Genomic DNA, 24,518 nt, shown 5'->3' with positions numbered 1-24,518 from the left:
GCAAGAGGAACGTATTCTCGTGAAGTATCTGAGACATGTCGTGGCTGCTGCGGCCATTCTGTCATTGCCCGCAATTTCGGCTATTGCCGACAGCCGGGATCGCACCAGCGACTCAGCCGTCATGGGCTATGTCGAGAATGTATATGTCGGTAAGCTCGGCCTCGAGATGAAGGGCAAGCTCGATACCGGTGCGGATTCCAGCTCCGTATTCGCCCGCGATGTGCATATCTACAACAAAGCCGGAAAAGATGACTGGGTCCGCTTTCGCCTTGTCGGCAAGAATGGCCGCACAGTGAGATATGACCAGAATGTCCGCCGTTTCGCGCTCATCAAGCTGAAGACCGGCGGTACCATCCGGCGTCCTGTGATTCACCTGCCGCTGTGCATTGGAGGGGTCAGTGGACTTGCCGAAGTTAATCTGGCCGATCGGGAAGATTTCGAATACGACTTCCTGGTGGGGCGTGAATTCATGGCCTCACGCGTGCTTGTCGATTCTTCGTCGACGTTCATAGCCGAAGGCAGCTGCGAAAACGACGACCGTGAATAGTTTTACACATACCCGACTGCTTGCGCTGCTCCTCGCCACGATTGGGCTTGGAATTTTCGCGACCAAGGTTCTGCAACTCGATTACCCCATGACGCCCGGAGAACGGACAACGACGTGGGATTTTGAAATCTATCTGGATTTCGATACCAGCAACCAGCCGGTCCGACTGGAAACCTATATTCCGTCGAACAGCGAAAACCGCCGCGTCTCGCAGGAGCAGTTCTACAATGGCGCCTTCGGCCTGCGGCTGAATTCCCGCGAAGGGGATGGCCGGACCGCGATCTGGACCTATCGCTATCCGAATGACCGGAAAGTGCTTCGCTACAGGGCACGCCTGCTGGGCGAGACCGTCGACAGCCCCCTGCCCGAGAGCATGCAGCGCAAGCTCCGCCGCGCCGCGCCTGAAACCGAAAACGATCTTGAACGTCAGGCCTTTCTTGTCTGGTCGACAGATTTGCGCCGTCGCTCAGCCGATGACGAATCCCTGGCCGATCTCGTGCTCGAAGAAATCTTCGTAGACGGCGATGTCGACGAGGTAGAGGCCCTGTTGTCGCCCACGCTTGCACGCCCGATCGCGCGCCTTGCCCTGGCCCGCGACGTCCTGACCAGTCAGGGCATTCCCGCGCGCGTCGCAAATGGGGTCTATCTGGACAGTGCGCGCCGCCGGGCAGAGATCCGTCACTGGCTTGAATATTATGCAGACGGCATGGATCGGCGATATTTCCCCGGTCCCGACCCCAGCGAATTTTTCACTATCTGGCATGGCACAAACGATTTCATCCGCGCCGAAGGCATTTCGGACCTCGACCTGCAGGTCAGCCTGCAACCGGTGAATGCCGACGTCTCGGATGTCGTGCAGCGCATGGCCAAGGATCAGGGCTCGGCCATGCAATGGTTCTCGTTCAACCGCCTGCCCATCACCACGCAATTGGTCTACCAGGTGCTCGTCACGATTCCGGTCGGCATCCTTATGCTGGTCTTCCTGCGCCAGTTTATTGGGCTGCAGACGCTTGGTACGTTCATGCCGGTCCTGATCGGCATCGCATTCCGGGAAACGGCGCTGGTCAACGGCGTGATCCTGTTCACGGCGCTCATCGCGCTCGGCCTGGCGGTCCGATTCTATCTGGAGAAACTCAAACTTCTGCTGGTGCCCCGATTGGCAACTGTGGTCGTGTTCATCGTGATCTGTATGGCGGTCATTGCCCAGATCATGGCCAATAATGGCCAGCGGATCGGTCTGTCGATTTCCCTGTTCCCGATGGTCATCCTGACGATGACAATCGAGCGCATGTCGATCGCATGGGAAGAATATTCTGCAACTGAAGCCATCAAGCAGGGTATCGGCAGCCTTCTCGTGGCGGCGGCGGCCTATCTCGTCATGACCAACACGCATGTCGAATATTTGATGTTCAACTTCCCTGAGCTGCTCCTGGTGATCATGGCGATCTGCCTGATGATGGGCAAGTATACAGGCCTTCGGCTCAGCGAGTTGATCCGCTTCCGCGAACTGGACGACCGGAAATGATTGGACGTTACCGGGCATTGCGGCGCGCCGGACTGCTCGGAATCAACGAGCGGAACGTCAGGCTCGTCAATGAGCTCAACCCGCGGCGTCTCATCCGGCTGGTCGATGACAAGCGGGAGACCAAGCGGCTTGCGAACGCGGCAAATATCCCGACGCCGGAACTCTATGGCGTGATCGCGAACCCGTTCCACATGCGCCATTTGGAATCCTATCTCGACAAGCCCGACGGGGTCGTCATCAAGCCCGCCAATGGCTCACAAGGCAACGGCATCCAGGTGTTGATGGAACCGATGCGCGGCGGCTGGCGACGCTCCAATGGTCAGCGCGCCCTGCTCGAAGATATCCGATTCCACGTCAATAACATCCTGTCCGGCATGTACAGCCTCAGCGGCCAACCTGACGTGGCGATGTTCGAATACCGGGTGAAGTTCGACGAAATCTTCAATCCGATTTCGTTCGGCGGCGTACCGGACATTCGCATCATTGTGGTGCGCGGCATTCCAGCCGTCGCTATGGTGCGCCTGCCAACCGCCGAATCCGACGGCAAGGCCAATTTGCACAAGGGCGGCGTCGGGGTCGGACTGGATCTCGTTACCGGCAAAACACTCAGCGGCATGCAGAACGGCAAGACAACCGATATTCATCCGGACACGGCCAACCCGCTTCGGAATTTCTCGGTACCGCACTGGGACACGATGCTGGAAATGGCCGCCAAGGCCTATGATGTGACAGGGCTCGGCTATCTTGGCGCGGACATCGTGCTGGACAAGACGAAGGGACCGCTTCTGCTGGAGTTGAATGCGCGCCCCGGCCTGGCCATCCAGGTGGCCAACCGGATTGGCATCCGCCCATTGCTGAATGCGACGCTGAAAGCTGATATCGAGGGCATGGACGCGCTCGCACGTGTCGAACTCGCCAAAAAGCTCTACCGGAACCACGTTCCGGAACCCACTTTTTAGACCTGCTCAGAACTCGTAGTCAGGCAGGGAATTGAACGCCAGTTTGAGGGCATCTCCCCAACGGGATGAGATCGTCGTGAAATACGGATCATCCTCCTCGACCCGGCGCTTGTCCGCGACCTTGCAGGTGTCCATTTCGATCGTTTGCAAATCCAGCGGCATGCCGACCGACAAATTCGCCTTGAGGGTCGAGTCGAATGAAACGTAGAGCAGCTTGACAGCTTCCTCGAAGGTCATTTCCGGGCTGAAGGCTCTCAGCAGGATCGGACGACCATATTTGGTCTCACCGATCTGAAAGAAGGGCGTCTCGTCGCTGGCTTCGATGAAATTGCCTTCCGGGTAGACAAGAAACAGGCGCGGCTCCATCCCGGCGATCTGACCGCCAACGATGAGCGTCGCGCCAAAGGTAGACTCCGATTCAGGCCCGCCATCCCCTTGCGTGCGAATGATTTCCTTAAGCGTATCCCCGACCAGTCTGGCGACCTGGAACATGGTGTCGGCGGCCATGATGCTGGGATTGCGTTCTTCAGGTGCCTTGAGACGTTCATCCAAGAGGCTGATCACGGCCTGCGTCGTGGCAAGGTTGCCGGCCGTCAGGAGGGTAATGACGCGCTGCCCGGGCACCTCCCATGTAAACATTTTCTGGAATTTCGAGATGTTGTCGATGCCCGCATTGGTGCGGGTGTCCGACATGAAGATGAGTCCCCGGTCCAGCCGAAGCGCAACGCAATACGTCACCTGATGATTCTCCGATCGATATCTGGACTCATTCTACTGTTGGACCTGAATAGACACCACGAGATTTTCCCGTCCGGCGCCATACACAAGCCCCCTGATGGGCGCGGCGTCGCTATAATCCAACCCCGTAGCAACCTGTATGTAACGCGCGTCCGGGCTGATGCCATTGGAAACGTCAAATCCGGTCCATCCGAGCCCATCCACCCAGGCTTCGGCCCAAGCATGGCCGGCATCCTGATCCACCCGGTCCGTCATCATGAGATATCCGCCGACATAGCGGGCGGGATAGCCGAGCAGGCGCGCGACGGCGATGAAGATGTGTGCATGGTCCTGACATACGCCCCGTCCCTGCTGTAGCGCATCCTCTGCCGTTGTGTGCGAGTCTGTTTCATTGGTCTGGTACGCGACCGCCCCTGCAATTTCTGCCATCAACTCATGCAGAACGCCAATATCCTGTGCAGGATGGCGGCTGAACTTGCCTGCCAGCGCACGCAGCCCCTTTGCGGGCGCTGTAAGCTCAGTGTGTCGTTCGTAGAGCCAGAGTGGCACGAGTTGACTATGTCCCCCCATCACGCCGGACGTGTCATGGGTCTCCACCTCACCCTTCACACTCACCGAAACGCTCGTGACCCCCGGCTCAAGCTGGATTAAATCCACCAGGTTTCCGTGATGGTCCGTGTAGCTTGTTTCCCAATGCGCGCCATCAATGGACAAATCCCATGACAGGATGGATTGCGAAGGCAAGCTGACCGGCCGCTTACGGACCTGCTGGAGCGCATAGGAAACACCGGTTTCGTATGAATAGGTCGATTTGTGGTCCACAGTCAGTCGCATACTGTCACTCCGCAAACCTGAAGTCTTTTTCGATCTGCGACGACAGCGACGCATTGCGAACCAGAAAATCTGTCAGGAATTCATGCAGCCCGTTTTCAAACACGCTTTCGATCGTCGTCGCCGTCAAGCTCGCCTCCAGGGAGGCAGCCAGGTCATGGGTTTCGAGGCGCTGGCAATACTGCCGGGACAGCCAGTCCAGCTGATAGGTGATCGTGTCGTAGCAATATGCCAGCGAGCGCGGCATGCGTGTGTCGAAGATGAGAAAGTCTGCAATGGCGCGCGGCGTGATATTGCCGCCATTGAGCCAGTGGAATGACCGCTCAGCCGATGCCGAGCGCAGGATCATTTCCCATTGTACGTTGTCTAGAGACGAGCCGACCGAGGCGCTAGACGGCAACAGGACATAGTATTTGGTATCGAGGATCCGTGCGGTGTTGTCGGCCCGCTCGAACATGATGCCGAGCATGACGAAATTGTAGATGTCGTTGCGGAGCATGGTGCCTGTTGTGGCGCCCCTTACCTGCGCGCCTTGCTGCCTTATCAGGGTCAGGATTTCTGGTAGGTCTGCTTCGGAAGGCGAGCGCTTCAGGACATCGCGGACGGCCATCCAGAAATCATTGATAGCCTCCCACATTTCCCGCGTCAGTGCAGTCCGGGTCATGCGGGCACTCTCGCGCGCAGCATGCAGGGCTGACATCACGCTCGACGGATTGCTTCGGTCCCGCAGGGCGAAGTCGGCGACCTTCTCTCCCTCGATCGTGTCATGGCGCTCAAGATAGGCATCGCAGCATCCCGCCGTGACCAGAACGGATCGCCATTCCTCTTCCCCGGGTTGCGACCGGGTGAGCGCCATGCGGAAGCCTGCCTCGACGAGGCGGCTCGTATTCTCGGCGCGCTCCAGCAGCCGGGCCATCCAGAACAGGCCAGATGCAGTCCTGCCCAACATGACCTATCCTTCCTTCAAAACCCAAGTGTCCTTTGTACCGCCACCCTGGCTGGAATTTACGACCAGCGATCCCTTCTTCATGGCCACGCGGGTCAGCCCGCCGGGAGTCACTTCAACGCCATCCGACGATACGAGCACGAACGGTCGCAAATCGACATGACGCGGCGACAGGCCCGCTTTCGTCAAGACCGGCACAGTCGAAAGCGCGAGCGTCGGTTGCGCGATGTAGTTCGACGGCCTCGCTTCAAGTTTCTTCCGGAACGCGGCGATCTCTTTCTTGCTGGCCGCCGGCCCGACCAGCATGCCATAACCCCCCGACCCATGCACTTCCTTGACGACCAACTCGTCCAGATGTTCGAGCACATAGGAGAGCGAGTCTGCCTCCGCGCAGCGCCATGTCGGCACGTTTTTCAACAGCGGCGCCTGCCCCGTATAGAATTCGACGATGTCCGGCATGTAGGAATAGATCGCCTTGTCATCGGCTATGCCCGTGCCAGGCGCGTTGGCAATGGTAATGCCCCCTGCCCGATAGACATCAAAGATACCGGCCACACCCAGCATGGATTCCGAGCGGAAATTCAGAGGATCGAGGAAGTCATCATCAACCCGGCGGTAGAGCACATCTATCGGCTCGTATCCTTGCGTGGTCCGCATGGCGACCCGTCCGCCCACGACGCGGAGATCATGGCCTTCCACCAATTCAACGCCCATCTGGTCCGCGAGAAAAGCATGTTCGAAATAGGCTGAATTATGGATGCCTGGCGTCAGGATCGCCACGGTCGGACGTCCTGACGCCTGCTGCGGCGCGGACCGTTCAAGCGACCGGCGCAGCGCCATTGGATAGCCGGAGACGCGCTGAACCGACATCTGAGCGAACAGTTCCGGAAACATCTTCAACATGGTTTCCCGATTTTCCAACATGTAGGAAACACCGGAGGGTGTGCGGGCATTGTCTTCCAGGACGAAGAATTCGTTCGGCCCGGTCCGCACCAGATCGATTCCGACAATGTGGGTATAGATCCCGCCCGGTGGATCAAACCCGATCATCTTGGGCAGGAAGGCGTCATTCTCCCGGATCAGGCGTTCGGGCAGGCGCCCGGCCCGGACAATCTCCTGCCGGTGATAGATGTCATACAGGAAAGCATTGATCGCCTTCACCCGCTGCTCGATCCCGCGGACCAGCAGGGCCCACTCGCTCGCGCCAATGATGCGCGGTACGAGATCAAAAGGAATAAGACGTTCGTCCGCCTCCGCGTCGCCATATACATTGAAGGTGATGCCGGTTCGCCGGAAGAAGGTCTGCGCATCGCGCGACTTCTTCAGCAGGGCAGATGGCGTGGTCTTGTCAAACCAGCAGCCATAGCTGGCATAGGGTGCCCGGACACCCTCGCCAAACCCGTGCATTTCGTCGAATAATTCCTCACCTTCGGCCATGCATTCAGCAACGCACAGACGCTGGATCGTTTCAACAAACTCAGTGTTTGATACTGCCGAACTCGCTGCGTTCGCCCAAACTGCGCATTATCCGGTGACGGCTGCCCAAGGCTTGCTCAGAAGGGCGGCGGAATTGATGATTCCAACCATGCAATAGGTTTGAGGGAAATTCCCCCAGAGCTCGTTTGTCTCCGGATCCACATCCTCCGACAGGAGACCCAGATGGTTTCGACTGGCGAGAACGGCCTCGAACATGTTGCGGGCCTCTTCCACGCGTCCGACCCGGTACAGTGCATCAATGAACCAGAATGTGCAGGCTGTGAAAGCGGTCTTCGGCTTGCCGAAATCATCCTCGACCTTGTAGCGATACACATGATCCCCCATCCGGAGATCGCGGTCGACGGCCTCCACAGTCGAGACGTAACGTGGGTCGCTGGCAGGCAGGAAACCAATTTCCGCCATCAACAGGACTGACGCATCTAGATCCGTTCCGCCAAAGGCGGCCGTAAAGGCTTTCACATCCTCATTCCAGGCTTTTTCCAGAATGGTTTCATGGATGATGTCGGCGCGCTCCCTCCAATAGGCCTCGCGATTGTCGAGCCCCAGCCGTTCGGCGATGCGGGACAGGCGATCACACGCAGCCCAGCACATGATGGCAGACGAGGTGTGAACGTGCGCAATGGTCCGGAATTCCCAGATACCAGCGTCCGGCGTGTCATAGACAGCAAAGGCGCGCTCGCCGACGGGCTCGAGCTGTTCAAATTCCGCAATGCCGGGCTGAGCAAGCAGGCGACGATCAAAGAAAGATTGGGAGACGCCAAGAACGACCTGTCCATACACGTCATGCTGGACGTGTTCGGCGGCCTGATTGCCGCGGCGTACAGGCCCGGAATCCCGGAAACCTGGCAAGTTCGGCGCCAGGTCTTCACTCAAATCCGCCTCAAGCCCGATGCCATAGACTGGCTGGATATGGCCACCTTTCGAGTGGGCCACAATGTTCCGCACCCACCTCATATAGTGTTCCAGTGTGCCCATCCCGGACAGCCTGTTCAGGGCTGTCACGGTGAAATAGGCATCGCGTATCCAACAGAAACGATAGTCCCAGTTTCGCGATGACCCCTCATGCTCCGGAATGGAGGTGGTAAGGGCCGCCACGATCCCGCCGGTCTCTTCAAAAACACAGAGCTTCAATGTGATGGCCGCGCGAATGACTTCGTCCTGCCATTCAAATGGAATGGCCAGGCTCCGCGCCCATTTCGCCCAGTATTGTCTTGTACGTTCTTCCCAGTCCCGCGCCATGACGCCCGGCGAATCCGTCAGGGATTCATCGGCGCCGAGAATGAATGTCGTATCCTTGTCCAGGATAAAGCTGGTCTCGGTCAGGATGTAGGATACTGGCGCATCTGTCGTTACACGGAAAGAAAACTCATCGTCGATGAAGCGTACATGGTTCACACCGCGAATGGGCTTGAGCTTGCGCCCGCCCCAATCGGTTTCGGGCGTCAGGGAAATCTTCAGCTGGGGCGCCCCGGCAATCACCTCGAACCTGCGAACCAGGCTGGCCGGACGGAATGTTCGTCCCTTGTGCTGGAAGCGCGGCGCAAAATCCACGATCTCCAGGATGGCGCCGTCCTCAGACTCCATTCTTGTGCGCAGGATTGCCGTATTCCGGTCATAGGATTGGGTGCGTTTAGTCAGCCCCTCCATCCAGACGCTGAATGTGCCCCCTCCTCCAAGCAATTTGTTGAAGACAGGCTCGCCATCAAACCGCGGCAGGCAGAACCATTCATAGTCACCACGCGAATTGATCAGGCCCGCAATCGTCCCGTTGCCAACAATACCAAGATCGAGACTCATACTTTTCCTAACACTTGCTGCAGGTAAGCCGCCACATCATGGTGCGACCCCAGCCGATAGTTTGCTGCGCTGTCGCCCTCACCGACCTTGACCGACCAACCGCCGAGCCGATTTGCAACAAGAAACGCATCTTCATCCGTCTTGTCATCGCCGATCATAACCGGCGTACGCCCAGCGAAAGGAGCTGTTTCCATCGCCTCTTGCAGGCAGACGCCCTTGTTCGCACCGCTTGGCTTTGCCTCCAGCACCATCTTTCCCGATTGCAGGGAATAGTCGGAATGCTGTGACAGGACATCTTCTAATTGGCGGGTCAGCTCATCTCCTTTTTCAGGCGCAGCGCGGTAATGAACCGCCAGGACAGGCCCCTTCTCTTCCAGGCGCACACCCGCATGCGAGTCCACGACGGTAATCAGGCTGGTTACCAGAGCGTCCGGCGCTGTAGGAATTTTGTCCGTGGTTGCATGTCCGGGGGCCGCCGCGCGCAGACCATGATTGCCAAACCGCCAGAGTGCATTTGGCACGCGTTTCGACAGATCCGTCAGATCGCGTCCGGACAGGATGGCCAGCGCCCCGCCGAGCATCGACGATATTTTCATCAGAATGGCATCCATGCCGGGCTCGAGAAACACGGCGTCCGGATCGTCCTGTAGCGGGGACAATGTGCCATCGAAATCGAGGAACAGGGCTGCGTTACGGTCCAGCAGCGGGGGGAAAGACTGAGCATTGCTCATGCTTGCACGCCTTCGAAAGCCGTCATGAAACGGTGGCGCCACCAGTGAATGTCCTGCTCGGCAATATTGGTGTAGAGCTTCTGCCAACGATCACGGCGCTCATCCAGCGGCATCTCGATGGCCTGCTTCACCGCTTCTGCGATGGCGGAGCTGTCATAGGGATTGATGATAAGCGCCTCCTTCATCTGCTCGGCGGCTCCTGCAAATTGCGACAGGATCAGTACGCCCGGATCCTCGGGGTCCTGCGCCGCGATAAATTCCTTCGCAACAAGATTCATGCCGTCCTGCAAGGGGGTGACCAGACAGGCCTTGGCGAGGCGGTAGAGACCGGCAATCTCTTCCCGGTCGTACCCGCGTGCAAGATAACGGATCGGCATCCAGTCAAGATCGCCATAATCGCCATTGATCCGCCCCGATAGGGCGTCCAGTTGTTCACGGAGCTGCGCATATTCTTCCACGACGGAACGAGAAGGTGGCGCGATCTGTGTGAACGAGATTTTTCCATGCAGCTCCGGATACCGGTCGAACAAATCGGCCATGCCCTCAAAGCGTTGCGGCAGCCCTTTGGAATAGTCCATCCGGTCCACCCCAATGACCAGATCCCGTTCGCCGAGAAACCGGGACAGGCGCGTCGCGGCACGGGCGGCCGGCTCAGCGGTTGCCGCCTCTGCGAAACCTGAGCTGTCGATCCCGATGGGACAGTGCAGCAGGTGAACAAGGCGCCCGTCTACCTTGAACTTGCCATCCGGTTGCTCTTCTGCACCAAACTCTTCTTCCAGATATTGCGCGAGATTGGCGAGATCCTTCCGGCATTGCAGGCCCACCACGTCATAGGCGCATAAGCCCCGGGCCAGCTTGCGATGCTCGGGGATCGCCCGAAACACTTCCGGCGCGGGAAAAGGAATGTGCAGGAAGAAGCCGCATTTTCCCTGCCAGCCCTCTTCGCGCAGAATGTCGCCGAGCAGCAGGAAATGGTAGTCATGGACCCAGACCGTGTCTGTTTTATCTGCCTGACGCCGCACAATCTCTGCAAACTTCTCGTTGATCTCGACATAGAACCTGTAAAATGCGGAATCGAACACAGCCAGATCGATCCGGTTGTGCATGACAGGCCACAGGACGCTGTTGGAATAGCCAAGATAGAATCCGTCAAACTGATCACGGGAATAGTCGGTCAGGGCGAACTCAACCCCATCTTCTTCCGAGCGCCTGGCGCGATTGCTGGGGAAGTCGAGAATCCGGCCGCTCCAGCCGATCCAGAGCCCCTGCGTATCCGCGAGCGTGTCCCATAATGCGACAGCAAGCCCGCCGGCACGACTCTCTTCTCCAGCCGCCGTGCGGTTCGAAACTGCGACCAGTCGTGAGCTTTTTGGAATGTTCTGTTCTGTCATTGCCATCCTGTCTCATCGGGTCTAGCGCGCGGCCTGTCGCTTCCAAAGCCACAGCGTAGCGCCCGTGTGCAGAAACCCCCAGCCTGCCCGCTTTGTGAGCAGTACCATAGAACCGTACGAAAGACCGCTGGTTCCGACCGATTAGCACCCTCTAGTCGGCGGGCTGGAAACTATGCGCCTGCGCCATGCGCCATTCCCGTGCGAGCTGCGTCTCATCCGGCGCGCTCAGCAATTGGCCAGGCTGCACGAGCTGGTAGGCGCGTTCTGCGGTGTAGGCGATGTCTTCCGTCACCCGATGCATCACATGGCGCGGTGTCAGTTCAGATGGATGTACGCACCCGGTCGCCCCAACCACTTCCATGAGGGCCTGGACTGTGTTCCGCTGGAAATTCCTGACCCGGATTGCCTTCTCCTCGACAACCAGTCCGCGCTGGCGGGTCTTGTCGGTCGTTGCAATTCCGGTGGGACACGTATTGTTGTGGCAGTTCAGGGACTGGATACATCCGAGCGAGAACATGAAGCCACGCGCCGTGTTCACCCAATCTGCGCCAAGCGCCATGGAGGCGGCAATCGAGAACGCGCTGATCTGCTTGCCGGAGCAGGCAAGACGCACATCGTCTTTCAGGCCCGTCCCGACCAGCGCATTGCGCGTCAGCACCAGACCTTGCCTTAGCGGCGCACCAACATGGTCAAGGAACTCCGCAGGCGCCGCACCGGTCCCCCCTTCTCCGCCATCCACCACCATGAAGTCGACACGCAGGCCTGTCTCCAGCATTGCCTTGCAAATCGCCAGCGTCTCCCAGCGATTGCCGACAGCGAACTTGATACCAACCGGTTTTCCGCCTGACAGGTCACGCAGACTGGCGACAAATTCCAGCATCTCAATCGGTGTCGAGAAGGAAGAGTGCGCAGGCGGAGAAATACATGTCAGTCCGACTTCAATACCGCGTGCCTCTGCAATTTCCGGGGTGACCTTCTCACCAGGCAGCACACCCCCATGGCCGGGCTTTGCGCCTTGGCTCAGCTTTACCTCAATCATCTTGATCTGCGGGTCACTGGCGGTGTCTGCAAACTTCGCAGCATCGAATGATCCGTCTGCCGCGCGGCATCCGAAATAACCGGAGCCCAGTTCCCAGACGAGATCACCTCCCCCCTGCCGGTGATAGCGCGAGACCCCACCCTCGCCTGTATCATGATAGAAGCCGCCCATGGCCGCGCCTTTCGACAAGGCTTCAATGGCATGCGCCCCAAGCGCGCCAAAACTCATGGCCGAAATATTTAGGACACTTGCAGAATAGGGTTGCGCCGTACCCGGGGCGCCCACCCGCACACGTGGGTCTGCTTCTTCCGGATGCCTGGCTGCAATGGAGTGCGCCAACCATTCATAGGGCGGCTTGTCGATATCCAGATGACTGCCAAAAGGCTCAACAGAGGAGACATTCTTTGCGCGGCGATACACCAGCGCGCGATCTTCCAGATTGAAGGGCCGCCCTTCTGTTGCGCTTTCGACAATGTAAGACCGCAGGAAGGGATGCAATTCCTCGGCGATCCATCTGACGCGCGAAATAAGCGGATAGTTGCGCCACAGGGTGTGCTTGCGCTGAAACAGGTCATACAGACCTATGAGCGCCAAGGGCGTCATGGCCACAGCAATGTATATCAACCAATTGTGCTGTCTCCAGAACACAAGGCACAAGGCCAATAAGAGTACAGTCGCAAGCCAGGGCAGGTAACGGAACATCTCTTCCTCATTTCACAGTCAACAGAACTCCAAGGGTGTGAACGCCTCGCACACAGAGGTCAATCAATCGTATCCAGACCTGCGAACGCCTGAACTCAAAAGCGAAATCCACACCACTTAATCCGTATTCGAACTTATCAGGAATTGGTTGCACTACCGAAAAGGGGTTGGCAGGCTGTGGAAAAAGGGGTCAGTGTGCAAACTGCGTTTCAAACTGATTCGTGTTGTGAGCTGCGTAAATTCAAACACGCCCGTTCGTCGGGCCCATTGAGGAGAAACTCCCATGGCAAAAGCAAACAAAGCCAAGAAAGCCGCGGCGCCAAAAAAAGCTGCTGCACCTAAGACAACAAAACCTGCCAAGGCACCTTCACCCAAGGAAGTGCTGATGGAGAAGTACATCGCTGACCTGAAAGACAAGGTTGGTGAAACACGCTCCGACATGGCGCTTCTGGATGCAGCCGTCAAAGCCTGTGGGCCGACGATCTACAAAGCCGATTCCGCGACTGTCGCGGCCTCGGACAAGGAAGAGCTTGGCCGCATCAAGAAGGGTTTCATTGCAAAGAAGCTCGGCGTAACGGACGAAGCCAAGGCAGATGCTGCCCTTGCCGACGCAGTTGCGAAGTACGGCAAGTCCGTTCGCGCAAAGCATCGTCCGGTGATGTACTATCTGATCGCCAAAGCGCTCAAGAAGGGCTCTGTCCTCAAGGGCTAGGCGCTGTTCCCTTCACGGGACAAAAAAGAAAGCCGGGAAGGTCTTCACCCTCCCGGCTTTTTCTTTGCGCTGAACTCTCGGCTAGTAGCCGGCAAGCCGCGCATAGCGATCGCGATGCCAACTCGCAGACCCATACAGCGCTTCCTGCACACGGGCCCGTTTCATGTAGAGACCGGGATCTGCATCATCGGTCATGCCGATGCCGCCATGCATCTGCACGCACTCGTTTGAAACCAGATGAACCAGTTCGCTGGCCCGCGCCTTGGCGAGGCTTGCAAGCTCAGCGACATTTGACTTGCCTTCGTCTACGGCAGAGAGCGCAGCTGAGATGCAGGACCGCGTCAGTTCAAGTTCGGTAAACATCTTGGCAGCGCGATGCTGCAGGGACTGGAACGATCCAATCAGCTGGCCAAATTGCTTCCGGCTGTTGAGATATTCCAGCGTCATCTCGAAAGCGGCATCCGCACTTCCCAGCATTTCCGCAGCCTGGCCAATCGCAGCCCGGTCCAGCACAGGCTCAAGTACATCCGCGCCCTTGTCCAATGCGCCGATGATTGCGCTTTCGCGCACCATGACATCTTCAAGGGTGACATGAGCGGCGCCATGCGAGTCAACGGAATGCAGCGCCTGTATGGAAACGCCCTTTGCGTCCGCAGGGACCAGGAACAGCGTCAGGCCGTGACGGTCTCCCGCTTCACCAAAGGTGCGCGCGACAACGATCAGCGTATCCGCATGATGGGCATCCGGAACGTACCGCTTCATGCCGTTCAACGTGTAGCCCTGCCCGTTGCTTTCAGCTTCGGTGGCTATTCCCAGCGGATTAAAATGCGCCGTCTCGTCCAGCGCCAACGCAAAGCTCGCCTCGCCGCCAGCGATCTTCGGCAGCCATTCGGCCTGTTGCTCTGCACTGCCGCCCAGCTGCAGCGCGCTTGCCGCAATCAGGGCCGTCTGAAGAACAGGCGTAGGCGCCAAGGTGCGGCCTTGCGCTTCCAGCACTTGGCCCAGACCGACCAGCCCGAAATGCTCACCGCCCGGCTCGTCGGGAATGATTACACCGAAGAAGCCGAGTTCGGCCAATTTCTGGCGCGTTTCTGCGTCCACACCATTTGCGCCGCTATCGCGCAACTGGCGCAGGCGCGTCACCGGCATCTCGTCGCGGGCGAATGCCATCGCGGTGTCGCGCAGCATTTCCTGGTCTTCCGTCAAAAGGAATGTCATCTGAATATCTCCGAAGCCTTGCGTTTTTCCCTGGTGTTCCTTGCATCGCGCCGCACGTTTTCCGCTTCGCGCCCGACGAGAAGCCCGGCCAGTCCGGCCGTACTCCACAAGGCGCTCGCAGCAAGTGCCAGCCTGATACTTGTCAGTTCGAGACGCGCTGCCTCCATGCCCGCCCAGACGTAGACGACGACAAGGGTAGACAGCAGCGCCATAGCCCACACAGCAAACTGCACCAGCCAGCGCCCACGGAAGAACGGAGCCAGGACTCCGACCATGAACGGCGTGCCAAGAAACAGAAGGATGATCTGTGTGGACGACATGATTATTTGTGGTCTTTGAGTCCGAGCACACGTTTCGAGATCACGTTCAGATTGATCTCGCTCGTGCCGCCCTCAATCGAATTGCCTTTCGAGCGAAGCCACTGGCGCGTGACCTTCTTGGCGGACGGGTCGAAACCCTCCCCTTCCCAGCCAAGACCTTCAGTGCCAAGCGCCTCGACGAGAAGCTCATGCCGGTCCTGGTTCATCTTAGCCGCACCGTATTTCAGGATGGAGGCGGTGTGCCCGACCTGCTGGCCTGCCTTGGCCTGTTCAGCCTGGCGCTGGACGGTCAGGTTGAACGCCTTGGCATACATCTTGTGGTCAGTAATCCGCCCACGGAGGTCGCCATCGATCAGTCGGCCTTCACTGTCTGTGCCGATATGCATCTTCGCATACTCTTCCGGCCCGAGGATACCTGATCCGCCCGTGCCGCCAAAGCCGCCAGCGGAGATGGAGGAGCGCTCGAACTGCAACAGGCGTTTGGCGATCTGCCAGCCACCATTCACCTCGCCGACCAATTGGTCCTTCGGTACTTTCACATCCGTGAAGAAGGTTTCGCAGAATGGGCTCTCACCGGAGATTAACAGGATCGGCCGCGCTTCAACGCCCGGGCTTTCCATGTCAAACAGGATAAAGCTGATGCCCTCATGCTTCACACTCGTATCCGTGCGCACGAGACAGAAGATCCAGTCGGCCTTGTCAGCGTAAGACGTCCACACCTTCTGGCCATTGATCAGGTAATGATCGCCCTTGTCTTCACAACGCGTCTGCAAGTCTGCGAGATCGGACCCTGCGCCCGGTTCGGAATAGCCCTGACACCAGCGTGTCTTACCCTTTACGATATCTGGGATAAAACGCAGCTTCTGTTCCTCATTGCCGAACTCAAGCAAGGCCGGGCCAAACATCCAGAGACCGAAAGAGAACAGCGCCGGGCGCGCCTTGATGCGGCGCAACTCTTCCTGCAGCACGCGGTTCTGGGCGCGGTTCAGGCCGCCGCCGCCATACTTCGCCGGCCATTCCGGAGAGGTCCACCCCTTCTCCCCCATGCGCTCCAGCCAGAGTTTGGCTTCCGGGTTCTTGAACTTTTCGCGCTTGCCGCCCCAGACGATTTCGTCATCCTTCATCGGCGTGCGCATCGACGGCGGACAATTCTCTTCCAGCCATTCGCGCGTTTCTGCGCGGAACTGTTCTAGGTCGACAGATTCATCATACGCCATATCGGACTCCTGAAGGGGCAACGGAACATGCCCTGACCTTATGCCTATCAGGAGGCACCGCCAAGCACTGACCTTGCGTTAGAAACCCTGGAGGTCCTCAGTTCCCGTCCTGGCCGTCAGCGGGAGTTGGCAGCATTTCTCGGGGGGTCTTTACCCAGTAATGCGGTCGCTTGGCCAGACTGTAGAGCGCTCGCACCATGGCAATGAATTGAAGGGGCCAATAGAACGGGAATGTCACGATATCCCTCATCCGTACCGCAAAAGTGTTTGAGGGCACGGTCAACGCCGTTACAGCGCCGACCGCGTAGGATATGAGCAGCATCGTCCAGCTGATCAGGCTGACCCGGGCATCCGGAGAAACGAGGCAGAACGCGCACCAGACGAGCCATGGCAAATGCAGGAGCGCCGACAGGATGGAGGCGCCCAGCGTCAATTGCATGGACACAAATCTCAGCACGCCCATTTCCCGCACGGCGGTCACCGGCTCGCGCATCAGCACAAGCCATGTCTGGACAAAGCCCTTCAGCCATCGGGACCTCTGGCCAATCCACACACCCAGGCGTTGGGGCGGCAGCTCAACTGTCGATGGCGCGATGACCCCGATCTTTTTTCCCAGACGCGCAAACCGCAGGCCGAGATCGGCGTCTTCTGTGACATTCCATGCGTCCCATCCACCCGTAGCCAGCAAGGCTGTGCGCCGAAAATGCGGACTTATGTAGCAAGCGCACCAAGCGCTGCCGCATTTCGTCCGGCTCCAAATAGGAGACGGAAATGATTAAGCTTCTAGCTATCGTTGTAATGCTCAACGCCAACCTTCTCGAAGGCTGGAGCGTTGTTAGGCATGAGCAGGCAAGGCATTTCCTCTTTGGGGGCCTCTTCCTTGGTGATATCGTAGAACAGGACGAATATAAACGCGGTCCTGAAGATGTTTGTGAAAACGTCTTCGTAGATGATGTCCCCACGCAGCGTTCGCATTTGAAGTGGGTACTCCAATCGATCCTCGCTAGCCGCGCTCTCCCTGATATCCTTGAGTATATCTTGGTAGATTATGACGTCGAAATCTTGCCCCGGAGCAATGTTCGATGTTCGCAGGGACTTGAAGTCCTTCAATTCCCTGTGGGTCTCCCACGCTCTATTCTGTTCGTCACACAGCTCAAACTTCAGGTAGACGTTTTTTGCCATTGTCTGCCCGATGTTCCTGAGTTTGACGGAAAGCATCGCCCTTTTTTGGAGGGCGCTAAGCAAAGCATTGTCAACTCCGTGGGTGAGCGTTTGCCTGACAGGCACGTTGGCAGAGGTCGCATACAGATAGGCGGTGGCCTGCTTTTGTCCGATTTCTCGGGTGGACTCTTCAGTCTTCCAAGCAGCAGCGGCGCCATCAACGGCGGCACGAGTTGTATTGCGGGCCTCTTCCAGGGTTTCGCTAGTAGTGTGCAGAGTAAGCGCTATGTATCCCACACCGACACTCGTCACGACGAACATGAGCAGCGCCCACTTGGCCATGTCCTGTTGGGCTTTCAGATCATACCATTCTGCAGTTTGATCGTATTCGGAGTCTGCCGCTTGTCGCAGGCATTCAATCGCGTTGGAAAAGTCCGGCGATACGCATTCCGCGACGGTTACTTTCTCCTTGTGGGAGCTAGCGTCTATGCGTTCGTCTTTGTGTATTTGGCTGTAAGAAATCCAGACTGGTATGGCTAATACGGCCATTAGAAACAAAAGCGCTGCAGGAACCCTCGCAAACAGGGCGTCTTCTTCTGCATTTTCCGTATCGTCAGACACGGACTTCACTCACCCCAACCGCGCTCAGGCATTGCAGTAAGAAAGCCGCAGTGAACTTCCCCCTGCTGAGCTTATTGCGGATGTTCGCCTCTTTCTCGTCAACACCGATAGCCTCCAGCTTTTCAACCAGTTGACTATACGTGATTCCCTTGAGTTTAAGCTGGGCTTTTAGAAGGTTTGCGGCCTTCTCTTCCCATTCGTTTTTGTCTGCCATGTATCGCTCCTGATATAGAATGCATCATAAACGATACTTTTGCCCTTGTCTACGATACCAATATGCACTATATACGATGCATAGATATCGAAAACGAGACAAATGGCACAACACTTCCTCCTCTCTGCTGCAGCGCGCACCCTGTCGCTTCGCCAAATCTACAAGGCGGGCGAAGATGCAGCGTATGAGACGTTCTGCGCTCTCCGCTGGCCGGAGACGGATGGCGTAGCTGTGTGCCCTGACTGTGGGTGCTACGAGTCCTACAAGATCACCACGCGCCGCAAGTACAAGTGCAAGGCTTGCTATCGCCAGTATTCGGTTACGTCCGGCACAATCTTCGCCAGCCGCAAGCTTTCATTCTCTGACATTCTCGCCGCTATCTGTCTGTTCGTGAACGGCTCCAAAGGCCGCTCAGCCGTCCAGCTGAGCCGTGAGCTTGGCGTCCAGTACAAGACGGCTTGGGTCATGGCGCACAAGCTACGTGAGTCCATGCAAGACGAAGTTGAAGGCGCGACTGTTCAAGGTGAAGTCGAGATTGATGGCGCGTATTTCGGTGGCCATATCCGTCCGAAGAACCTGCGCAAGGATCGTGTTGACCGTCGCCGCAAGCGTTATCAGACCGGCACCCGCCGCGTCGTGGTCGCCGTCCGCGCACGCAAGGGCCGCACCCTGACCTTCGTGACCCGGACCGAAGCCGATGGCGTCGATCTGGTTGCCCGCACGGTCAAGCCAGGATCGATCATCTATGCCGATGAGGCGAACCATTGGGACCACCTGTCACGCGGTTACGCGATGGGCCGGATCAACCACGAGGAAGCCTATAGCGACCTCTGCGGCACCCATACGAACAATGCCGAGAGCTTCTTCTCCCGCCTGCGCCGCATGGTACGCGGTCAGCATCACTTCGTTTCACCGAAGTACCTTCACCAGTACGCCACCCATGCCGCATGGCTGGAAGATCACCGCCGCGAAAGCAATGGCGATCTGACTATGCGAGTTCTGGGGAACGCGATGGCCGCACCTGTCAGCCGGGAGTTCGCCGGTTACTGGCAGCGCTAACTGTTCCTGTAACGTTCATGGAATACGAACGAAGAACAAAGCGGACTCCCTATTTCTCTCAAATCATGCTGCAATAACGATTGAGCCCGCAACTGATTCGCACTCAGCGGCGGGCTCGGATCGTAAGTAAACCTCGAAAGGTTTTGGTGTGCAGCACAGTCTAGAGATGAAACGACCCGCGCGAATCGTCAAGCCTTTTCGGGGTTGCAAATGCAACTAACAAGAAAAGGAATTATTTTATGTCCTACGATGTGTTCAGGCAGGCCATTTTGGCCAAAAAGCCCGTAACGTGCGTATACCAAGGTCGCCCTCGCGAGGTCTGCCCTCATACGCTCGGCACTAAGAATGGTCGCGATAAAGTGCTCACCTTCCAGTATGGGGGTGAGTCGTCTCGCGGTCTTCCACCCGGCGGGGAGTGGCGCTGCATGTTCGTGGATGATGTATCAAACGCGGCTCAGATCGACGGGCCATGGCACACACGAGATGACCATTCTAGGCCGCAGACATGTGTCGATTCTGTTGATGTAGAAACCTCATGAAATCGGCGTAGCCCTCAGCGCGGGATTTGGCGTCTGCGTCGATAAAGACGGCGCGCCGAATCCCGCCATCCTCTGTCTGACCCTCAACAATCCACTCACCCGGTGTGCGTGGGTTTTCAACAACTTCGATTTGATCGAGCATTTTGGCCTCCATCCTTGGGAGCCTATCGTCGCTCAGACGGACTCCCAGATCAAGAACCGTCCTTTACATTGCTTCGCTCTGACCCGCCCGGCAGCTCTTTCTTTTCTGAGGCACTTCGATATCCGCCGCGTCATATCCGACAGGTACTTCCTGTCATTCGGGTCATCGCCGCGTAGCTCCACGATGCTCCGAGCTATCTCCCGGCTCGTAAGAGGGCCGTCAGCGTGCCTCAGCTCATGCAGGCAGGCACGTAGCAGCTCACCCTGCCCAAAGAGCCTGACGACCTTCTGACGCGGCATGATGCTATCCAGATCCCCGGTATAGCCCAGCGTCCCTAGAACGCGGTCCAGCGCGGCCACGTCGTTCTTTATCTCGGCTGTGCGGTCTCTCAGTCTCTCGGCTTCGTTGAACAACTCGGCTCGCTTGGTCAGCAGGCCGTTGATGGTGTGCTCGAAGGTATCAGTTTTAGAGGGCTTTAAGGTGCCCCACTTCGTCAGGGGAGTTGGATGTGTCATGGACACAGAGTCCCAAATCAGGCAGATTCTGGGAAGGCGCGAAGTTGGTGCGCTTGCTACATAAGTCCGCGAAAATGATTGCTTGTACCGCCGAGCGGAATGGGCATACCCAGCCGGGCAAGGGCCGGCATCAGGCGGTTGAACTGAATGGCATATTCCAGCGCCCAATGCCGCGACAACCAGCTCCCAAAACGGACACTCCCTGCCAGGGGCGCCTGGACACAGGCCAGATCCGGATCCCAAGCGAAACGGCGTGCCGCCTCCATTAATTGGCCGGGATTGGGCCGGTCTTCGGCATCATAGACTGTAACGAAGGCGCCCTGCGCCCGTGCCAGGCCATAATTCAAGGCGCGTGGCTTGGTCTGCGGCCTGCCAGGGGGCAGGACGAGCACCTCTGTCCCTTCCGGCCATATCTGTGCATGGATCGCATCCTTTGTGGCTGCATCTCCGGTCTCCAGCAACAGTTTCACATCCAGCAAGTGGCGAGGGTATTCCAACGACATCAGGCTATCGGAAAGCTGGGGCATACACGCCGCCTCATCCTTCAGCGCGATCAGAATCGTATATTTTGGCAGCAGCAATGAGAGAGACGCCGGGTCGGTCAGGAGATAGGCGCGGCTGGAGCCGAACAGCGCGAGCGCAAGGCGGTACGCTATGATGGCCGTAAACAGGACGAGACTCAGTCCGCCGAGACACGCCAGTATCGCCCCCGGTGCAATCAATCCGCCAATACCCAGAATCGCCGTCAGCTGCCCAATGAACCGCGTCTGCTCCTCGTGAAGGCCAGTCTTGGCCGACATACCGAGGAATCGCGAAGGGAACGCCTCCGCTGCTCTCTCCGCCAGACTGTCATCGGGCGGCGGTTCTGCGAGGTTGTCAAAAAGGTGTTGCGGGAATCTCGCCCGCGCATTCGCCCCATCCATGCCCATTGAAGACATTGAAAGCTAGTGATCCCCGCGCTCAAGAAACCAGAAGTTGAATTCGTTTCGGTTTCGCAATGAATTGGAAGATCGACAGAAATGTTTGGAGTCTTTCGCGAAATGTTCTATATTTGTTCCATGCCTGAGCTCACCATCGTCTGGTTTCGCCACGACCTCCGGGTCCATGATCATGCCGCGCTCACATCGGCCTGTGCGGCGGGGGGTCAAATTGTGCCGTTATATCTCTTCGATCCGGAACATTGGCACCGCCCGGAAACGTCTGGCCGGCAGTTCGATTTCCTGATCGAATCCCTTGCCGATCTGGATCATGCCTTGCGCCAGCGGGGCAGCCAGCTTTGCTTGCGCTCCGGGTCGCCGACGGAGGTTCTCTCCCGCCTGCATGCCCAGCATGGCATTGCCTCGCTTCATTTCCATTCCCTCCAAAATAGCCTGAGCGACTCCGCGCAGGAGCGCGATGTCCGCAACTGGGCACTCAAGGCGGGCATCCCTTTGAGAGAGCATGCCGGACCTCAGGGCTTAACCAGTCCTCATACCGATTGGGACGCCTTGTGGCTCCAGCGCATGCGTGAGGCCCGTCTTCCTGCGCCGGGGGCCCTGCCCGCGCTGGCGATCCCATCGGAGACCTGGCCGGCTGCCTCGGATTTCGGGCTCGATCCGGATATTTGTCCGGACCGGCAAACCGGCGGTCGAACGAATGCCATTCTCCAATTGCGACGCTTCCTGTCCGGTGACGTCCGAAATGCGGGCAAGCCGAACCTGTCCATCATGGCAGAGAATGCGGCCGCATCCCGCCTGTCTGCCCATTTGGCTATTGGATCATTATCTGAGCGGGAAATCTGGCAAGGTGCGATGAAGGCGCGAACGGCGCTGCTCGCAGATGGCGACCAGACCTTCGCCTCGGCTTTGGATCGCTTCACCAAGAAACTGGCCGAACGGGCCCGGCTTCACCAAGCCACCGCGAGACCGGGTCTCGCGAACGGCTTCAAACACCCCCTGGACGCTCATGGCAGGGACGATGCCAGCCTGGCGGATCCACGCCTGTCAGCCTGGGCAGCTGGCAAAACCGGGTTCCCGTTGCTGGATGCCAGCCTGCGCTGCCTTCAGGCGACGGGGCATCTCGAGGCCGGACTGCGCAGCCTGCTGCTCTCCTTTGCCACCTGCCATCTCTGGCTGGATCCCTCCCGGCCAAGCCAGATCATGGCGCGGCTCTGCACGGATTTCGACCCCGTACTGTTCTATGGAAACGCGCGCAAGGTGATCGGCGTATCCGTCGACACCCCTTCCTACATTCCAAACCCGGTCCGGCAATCCCTGACGCGCGACCCGAATGGCGCCTTCATCCGAAAATGGGTCCCGGAACTCGCGGAGCTGGCGGACCCATATCTCCATAACCCATGGGAAGCTCCGAAATCGGTCCTGTCCGAGCATGGCATTGTTTTGGGGCAGTCCTATCCCATGCGCTTGGTCGACCATGTAGCGGCAGCGCGGGAAGCCAGGCGCCGTCTTGCACCTCATCGGGAGTCACGCGCCCTCCCCTTTGATGCGGTGGCCCCGAGGCAGCTGGGCATTTCGCGACCGACGACAAGTCGGAAAATTGCGACAAAGCGTAGGGTCCCGGTCCAGCTCAGCTTTGACCTGCAAGGGCAGGCCTGAACACGTATCGATCCAGTGCAATCCTTTGCATGAACTCTTCTCCAGCTTTTTTTCATGCGCTTGACTTGTGTTATGACCAAGCATATCGATATTCAACAAATATTAGAGCCTTGAAAATGCTCGATTTTATCATTTTTCGATAAAAAGTTATTGATTTTCGATAATATCTAACCTAGATTGTTTGTGTCGGCGGCGGGATGGTCTCGCCAAGGACAGCCAACAAACAGCTAGAAGGAATTGAAAATCATGATCCCCCGCGCCCGTCAGAGCGACATTGCCGCCCCCGCCACGAAAGACATGATGGCCCTCTCCATCATGACCGGAGAGGCAACTCACCGGACCCGGCCGGCCAATGATGTCAAAGCGGAGGATCGTCAGAATCTTCTGGTTCGCCGCCGCCGCCGCTTCGCCCGCCGCGAAGCCCACTAGGCCTGCCTCCCGGCGCCGCGATAACGGTCTCCCCTACCGATCGTGGCGCCGGTCTCCCCGCCCCCTAATCACACCAGACATAAAGGATAGATTCACCATGATCCGCTCACTCACCGCCATTGCCCTCGCCGCATCCATCGCCACTGCACCGGCTTTTGCTGCCTCCGACGACTTCAAGATGGAAATCGATCTGAACCGCACCCAATTGTCGACCACAGAAGGCGCAAAAGCCGAATATGATCGTATCCGCCAGGATGTGCACACGCGCTGCGCTGTCGAACACGAGAACTTCGGGGTCGCCAAGAATTTCGTGGTCAACCAGTGTGAAAGCAAGATGATGAAGAAGATCGTCGCCTATGTGGATGATGCAACCTTCACCAAGGTTCACTACGCATCCAACTGATCCCAGCCAGGTCTGGCAGGCTTCCAGCCTCTCTCACCTCGCCTGCCCGATCCGGCTTCTTGCCCTGCCTTCACCGGCAGGGTTTTTTGTATCAGGAGTTTGCATCCGCTTCGCGGAAATCCTTTGCCCGCAGAATTTGGGCCAGACGGAAATGGGCTGGCACGAACGCCCCTTCCTCATCACTCTCGAACAGGGCGCAGCAGCTCGTCGGAAATTTCTCGATCAACCGGATCGACTCCTGATGATCCCGGCTGCCGGCTTCACGTAGAATTTCCATCGAGAAATCATGCAGGCCCGGATTGTGGCCAATCACCATAAGTGTGCCCGCCCCGTCATTGTGACAGATCGCTTCGGTCAGACCGCGCACACCGGATAAATAGAGCGACTCCATCGGGCGGACTTTCTCGCCCTCGACCACTTTTGCTACTTCTGAACAGGTTTCACGGGCCCGTCTGGCGCTCGACACCAGGATGCGCTCGGGGCTCCACCCCATGGCCACCAGTTCCTCGGCCATGCGCTGGGCATCCTCCTTGCCTCTCGGCGTCAGTGCGCGGCTGAAATCATCGACCCCCTCGCCCCAAGGCTCTGTCTTGGCATGCCGCATCAGGATCAGGCGTTTCATTCCAATTCCTTCTTCCCGGGTCGGGCATTAGAAAAACTTATCGACAGCT

26 protein-coding genes are annotated in these 24,518 nt (G+C 58.0%); 8 read left to right on the top strand and 18 right to left on the bottom strand.

Annotation, left to right across the window (positions count from 1 at the left end):
• The first annotated feature begins 19 nt into the window (after positions 1 to 19).
• The 3 genes from V7660_RS02050 to V7660_RS02040 are packed head-to-tail and all read left to right on the top strand — an operon-like array spanning position 20 to position 3,031.
• The gene (locus tag V7660_RS02050; RefSeq protein ID WP_335601456.1) at positions 20 to 547 is read left to right on the top strand and encodes an ATP-dependent zinc protease family protein; all 528 of its coding nucleotides are present in this window, start codon (positions 20 to 22) and stop codon (positions 545 to 547) included.
• On the top strand, positions 540 to 2,072 hold the full coding sequence (locus V7660_RS02045; protein ID WP_335601455.1) for a UUP1 family membrane protein: 1,533 nt from the start codon (positions 540 to 542) through the stop codon (positions 2,070 to 2,072). The genes V7660_RS02050 and V7660_RS02045 overlap by 8 nt, the downstream gene beginning before the upstream one ends.
• Entirely contained in the window at positions 2,069 to 3,031 is a 963-nt protein-coding gene (locus V7660_RS02040; RefSeq protein ID WP_335601454.1) for an alpha-L-glutamate ligase-like protein, read from the top strand. Before V7660_RS02045 ends, V7660_RS02040 begins: the two co-directional genes overlap by 4 nt.
• A 6-nt stretch (positions 3,032 to 3,037) precedes the next feature.
• On the opposite strand, the gene V7660_RS02035 is transcribed toward V7660_RS02040, so the two are convergent.
• The 8 genes from V7660_RS02035 to V7660_RS02000 form a co-directional block, all read right to left on the bottom strand.
• On the bottom strand, positions 3,038 to 3,769 hold the full coding sequence (locus V7660_RS02035; RefSeq protein WP_335601453.1) for a proteasome-type protease: 732 nt from the start codon (positions 3,767 to 3,769) through the stop codon (positions 3,038 to 3,040).
• Between the two features lie 33 nt (positions 3,770 to 3,802).
• Positions 3,803 to 4,603 carry a transglutaminase family protein gene (locus tag V7660_RS02030; RefSeq protein ID WP_335601452.1) on the bottom strand — a complete coding sequence of 267 codons (801 nt, stop codon included), beginning with the start codon at positions 4,601 to 4,603 and terminating at the stop codon, positions 3,803 to 3,805.
• A gap of 4 nt (positions 4,604 to 4,607) precedes the next feature.
• Positions 4,608 to 5,549 (bottom strand): alpha-E domain-containing protein, encoded by a 942-nt coding sequence (locus V7660_RS02025; protein ID WP_335601451.1) that lies wholly within the window; start codon positions 5,547 to 5,549, stop codon positions 4,608 to 4,610.
• Between the two features lie 3 nt (positions 5,550 to 5,552).
• Positions 5,553 to 6,983 carry a circularly permuted type 2 ATP-grasp protein gene (locus V7660_RS02020; RefSeq protein ID WP_335601450.1) on the bottom strand — a complete coding sequence of 477 codons (1,431 nt, stop codon included), beginning with the start codon at positions 6,981 to 6,983 and terminating at the stop codon, positions 5,553 to 5,555.
• Between the two features lie 87 nt (positions 6,984 to 7,070).
• Positions 7,071 to 8,840, bottom strand: a complete 1,770-nt coding sequence (locus V7660_RS02015; RefSeq protein WP_335601449.1) for a glycoside hydrolase family 15 protein — start codon at positions 8,838 to 8,840, stop codon at positions 7,071 to 7,073.
• Positions 8,837 to 9,571, bottom strand: a complete 735-nt coding sequence (gene otsB, locus V7660_RS02010; RefSeq protein WP_335601448.1) for a trehalose-phosphatase — start codon at positions 9,569 to 9,571, stop codon at positions 8,837 to 8,839. The genes V7660_RS02015 and otsB overlap by 4 nt, the downstream gene beginning before the upstream one ends.
• Positions 9,568 to 10,962 carry an alpha,alpha-trehalose-phosphate synthase (UDP-forming) gene (locus tag V7660_RS02005; RefSeq protein ID WP_335601446.1) on the bottom strand — a complete coding sequence of 465 codons (1,395 nt, stop codon included), beginning with the start codon at positions 10,960 to 10,962 and terminating at the stop codon, positions 9,568 to 9,570. The genes otsB and V7660_RS02005 overlap by 4 nt, the downstream gene beginning before the upstream one ends.
• Before the next feature lie 151 nt (positions 10,963 to 11,113).
• Positions 11,114 to 12,625, bottom strand: coding sequence for an FMN-binding glutamate synthase family protein (locus tag V7660_RS02000; protein WP_335601445.1), 1,512 nt, complete (start codon positions 12,623 to 12,625; stop codon positions 11,114 to 11,116).
• Positions 12,626 to 12,986: 361 nt separating this feature from the next.
• Between V7660_RS02000 and V7660_RS01995 the strand changes: the two genes are divergently transcribed.
• A complete protein-coding gene (locus tag V7660_RS01995) occupies positions 12,987 to 13,415 on the top strand; it encodes a DUF2853 family protein (RefSeq protein ID WP_335601444.1) in 429 nt (142 codons plus the stop codon).
• 81 nt (positions 13,416 to 13,496) lie between these two features.
• Here the strand turns inward: V7660_RS01995 and V7660_RS01990 are convergent, their stop codons facing one another.
• The 6 genes from V7660_RS01990 to V7660_RS01965 all read right to left on the bottom strand — a co-directional run bounded on the left by V7660_RS01990 (position 13,497) and on the right by V7660_RS01965 (position 18,166).
• Positions 13,497 to 14,633 (bottom strand): acyl-CoA dehydrogenase family protein, encoded by a 1,137-nt coding sequence (locus tag V7660_RS01990; RefSeq protein ID WP_335601443.1) that lies wholly within the window; start codon positions 14,631 to 14,633, stop codon positions 13,497 to 13,499.
• Positions 14,630 to 14,953, bottom strand: coding sequence for a hypothetical protein (locus V7660_RS01985; protein ID WP_335601442.1), 324 nt, complete (start codon positions 14,951 to 14,953; stop codon positions 14,630 to 14,632). The genes V7660_RS01990 and V7660_RS01985 overlap by 4 nt, the downstream gene beginning before the upstream one ends.
• 2 nt (positions 14,954 to 14,955) lie before the next feature.
• Positions 14,956 to 16,170 (bottom strand): acyl-CoA dehydrogenase family protein, encoded by a 1,215-nt coding sequence (locus tag V7660_RS01980; protein ID WP_335601441.1) that lies wholly within the window; start codon positions 16,168 to 16,170, stop codon positions 14,956 to 14,958.
• 97 nt (positions 16,171 to 16,267) lie between these two features.
• Complete coding sequence (locus V7660_RS01975) at positions 16,268 to 16,885, bottom strand: glycosyltransferase (protein WP_335602042.1); 618 nt, start codon at positions 16,883 to 16,885, stop codon at positions 16,268 to 16,270.
• A gap of 68 nt (positions 16,886 to 16,953) precedes the next feature.
• Positions 16,954 to 17,952, bottom strand: coding sequence for a hypothetical protein (locus V7660_RS01970; protein ID WP_335601440.1), 999 nt, complete (start codon positions 17,950 to 17,952; stop codon positions 16,954 to 16,956).
• The gene (locus V7660_RS01965; RefSeq protein ID WP_335601439.1) at positions 17,945 to 18,166 is read right to left on the bottom strand and encodes a DUF6471 domain-containing protein; all 222 of its coding nucleotides are present in this window, start codon (positions 18,164 to 18,166) and stop codon (positions 17,945 to 17,947) included. Before V7660_RS01965 ends, V7660_RS01970 begins: the two co-directional genes overlap by 8 nt.
• Positions 18,167 to 18,268: 102 nt before the next feature.
• On the opposite strand from V7660_RS01965, the gene V7660_RS01960 reads away from it, so the two are divergent.
• A complete protein-coding gene (locus V7660_RS01960) occupies positions 18,269 to 19,225 on the top strand; it encodes an IS1595 family transposase (protein WP_335601438.1) in 957 nt (318 codons plus the stop codon).
• 492 nt (positions 19,226 to 19,717) lie between these two features.
• Here the strand turns inward: V7660_RS01960 and V7660_RS01955 are convergent, their stop codons facing one another.
• The 3 genes from V7660_RS01955 to V7660_RS01945 are packed head-to-tail and all read right to left on the bottom strand — an operon-like array spanning position 19,718 to position 21,221.
• Complete coding sequence (locus tag V7660_RS01955) at positions 19,718 to 19,906, bottom strand: hypothetical protein (protein ID WP_335601437.1); 189 nt, start codon at positions 19,904 to 19,906, stop codon at positions 19,718 to 19,720.
• A 32-nt stretch (positions 19,907 to 19,938) separates the two neighbouring features.
• Entirely contained in the window at positions 19,939 to 20,421 is a 483-nt protein-coding gene (locus V7660_RS01950; RefSeq protein ID WP_335601436.1) for a hypothetical protein, read from the bottom strand.
• 56 nt (positions 20,422 to 20,477) lie between these two features.
• The gene (locus tag V7660_RS01945; protein ID WP_335601435.1) at positions 20,478 to 21,221 is read right to left on the bottom strand and encodes a glycosyltransferase; all 744 of its coding nucleotides are present in this window, start codon (positions 21,219 to 21,221) and stop codon (positions 20,478 to 20,480) included.
• A 240-nt stretch (positions 21,222 to 21,461) separates the two neighbouring features.
• Here V7660_RS01945 and V7660_RS01940 point away from each other — a divergent pair, with 240 nt between their 5' ends.
• The 3 genes from V7660_RS01940 to V7660_RS01930 all read left to right on the top strand — a co-directional run bounded on the left by V7660_RS01940 (position 21,462) and on the right by V7660_RS01930 (position 23,847).
• On the top strand, positions 21,462 to 23,015 hold the full coding sequence (locus V7660_RS01940; RefSeq protein ID WP_335601434.1) for an FAD-binding domain-containing protein: 1,554 nt from the start codon (positions 21,462 to 21,464) through the stop codon (positions 23,013 to 23,015).
• Positions 23,016 to 23,261: 246 nt separating this feature from the next.
• Positions 23,262 to 23,444, top strand: a complete 183-nt coding sequence (locus tag V7660_RS01935) for a hypothetical protein (protein ID WP_335601433.1) — start codon at positions 23,262 to 23,264, stop codon at positions 23,442 to 23,444.
• A gap of 97 nt (positions 23,445 to 23,541) precedes the next feature.
• Positions 23,542 to 23,847, top strand: a complete 306-nt coding sequence (locus V7660_RS01930; protein WP_335601432.1) for a UrcA family protein — start codon at positions 23,542 to 23,544, stop codon at positions 23,845 to 23,847.
• Positions 23,848 to 23,938: 91 nt separating this feature from the next.
• Here V7660_RS01930 and V7660_RS01925 read toward each other — a convergent pair whose 3' ends face one another.
• A complete protein-coding gene (locus V7660_RS01925; RefSeq protein ID WP_335601431.1) occupies positions 23,939 to 24,469 on the bottom strand; it encodes a SixA phosphatase family protein in 531 nt (176 codons plus the stop codon).
• Positions 24,470 to 24,518: the final 49 nt, after the last annotated feature.

It is taken from the genome of Hyphomonas sp. (genome assembly GCF_036964145.1).
GTDB lineage: Bacteria > Pseudomonadota > Alphaproteobacteria > Caulobacterales > Hyphomonadaceae > Hyphomonas.
This window is presented reverse-complemented; position numbering and strand designations above follow the sequence as displayed.

What these genes read in the sequence shown, in the direction of transcription:
- V7660_RS01990 (WP_335601443.1), bottom strand. Translation starts at nt 14,633, where the DNA reads ATGACATTCCTTTTGACGGAAGACCAGGAAATGCTGCGCGACACCGCG.
- V7660_RS01955 (WP_335601437.1), bottom strand. Translation starts at nt 19,906, where the DNA reads ATGCTCGATCAAATCGAAGTTGTTGAAAACCCACGCACACCGGGTGAG.
- V7660_RS01985 (WP_335601442.1), bottom strand. Translation starts at nt 14,953, where the DNA reads ATGTCGTCCACACAGATCATCCTTCTGTTTCTTGGCACGCCGTTCATG.
- V7660_RS01940 (WP_335601434.1), top strand. Translation starts at nt 21,462, where the DNA reads ATGTTCTATATTTGTTCCATGCCTGAGCTCACCATCGTCTGGTTTCGC.
- V7660_RS01995 (WP_335601444.1), top strand. Translation starts at nt 12,987, where the DNA reads ATGGCAAAAGCAAACAAAGCCAAGAAAGCCGCGGCGCCAAAAAAAGCT.
- V7660_RS01965 (WP_335601439.1), bottom strand. Translation starts at nt 18,166, where the DNA reads ATGGCAGACAAAAACGAATGGGAAGAGAAGGCCGCAAACCTTCTAAAA.
- V7660_RS02025 (WP_335601451.1), bottom strand. Translation starts at nt 5,549, where the DNA reads ATGTTGGGCAGGACTGCATCTGGCCTGTTCTGGATGGCCCGGCTGCTG.
- V7660_RS01925 (WP_335601431.1), bottom strand. Translation starts at nt 24,469, where the DNA reads ATGAAACGCCTGATCCTGATGCGGCATGCCAAGACAGAGCCTTGGGGC.
- V7660_RS01950 (WP_335601436.1), bottom strand. Translation starts at nt 20,421, where the DNA reads ATGACACATCCAACTCCCCTGACGAAGTGGGGCACCTTAAAGCCCTCT.
- V7660_RS02015 (WP_335601449.1), bottom strand. Translation starts at nt 8,840, where the DNA reads ATGAGTCTCGATCTTGGTATTGTTGGCAACGGGACGATTGCGGGCCTG.
- otsB (WP_335601448.1), bottom strand. Translation starts at nt 9,571, where the DNA reads ATGAGCAATGCTCAGTCTTTCCCCCCGCTGCTGGACCGTAACGCAGCC.
- V7660_RS02005 (WP_335601446.1), bottom strand. Translation starts at nt 10,962, where the DNA reads ATGACAGAACAGAACATTCCAAAAAGCTCACGACTGGTCGCAGTTTCG.
- V7660_RS01930 (WP_335601432.1), top strand. Translation starts at nt 23,542, where the DNA reads ATGATCCGCTCACTCACCGCCATTGCCCTCGCCGCATCCATCGCCACT.
- V7660_RS01935 (WP_335601433.1), top strand. Translation starts at nt 23,262, where the DNA reads ATGATCCCCCGCGCCCGTCAGAGCGACATTGCCGCCCCCGCCACGAAA.
- V7660_RS01960 (WP_335601438.1), top strand. Translation starts at nt 18,269, where the DNA reads ATGGCACAACACTTCCTCCTCTCTGCTGCAGCGCGCACCCTGTCGCTT.
- V7660_RS01945 (WP_335601435.1), bottom strand. Translation starts at nt 21,221, where the DNA reads ATGTCGGCCAAGACTGGCCTTCACGAGGAGCAGACGCGGTTCATTGGG.
- V7660_RS02030 (WP_335601452.1), bottom strand. Translation starts at nt 4,603, where the DNA reads ATGCGACTGACTGTGGACCACAAATCGACCTATTCATACGAAACCGGT.
- V7660_RS02040 (WP_335601454.1), top strand. Translation starts at nt 2,069, where the DNA reads ATGATTGGACGTTACCGGGCATTGCGGCGCGCCGGACTGCTCGGAATC.
- V7660_RS01980 (WP_335601441.1), bottom strand. Translation starts at nt 16,170, where the DNA reads ATGGCGTATGATGAATCTGTCGACCTAGAACAGTTCCGCGCAGAAACG.
- V7660_RS02020 (WP_335601450.1), bottom strand. Translation starts at nt 6,983, where the DNA reads ATGGCCGAAGGTGAGGAATTATTCGACGAAATGCACGGGTTTGGCGAG.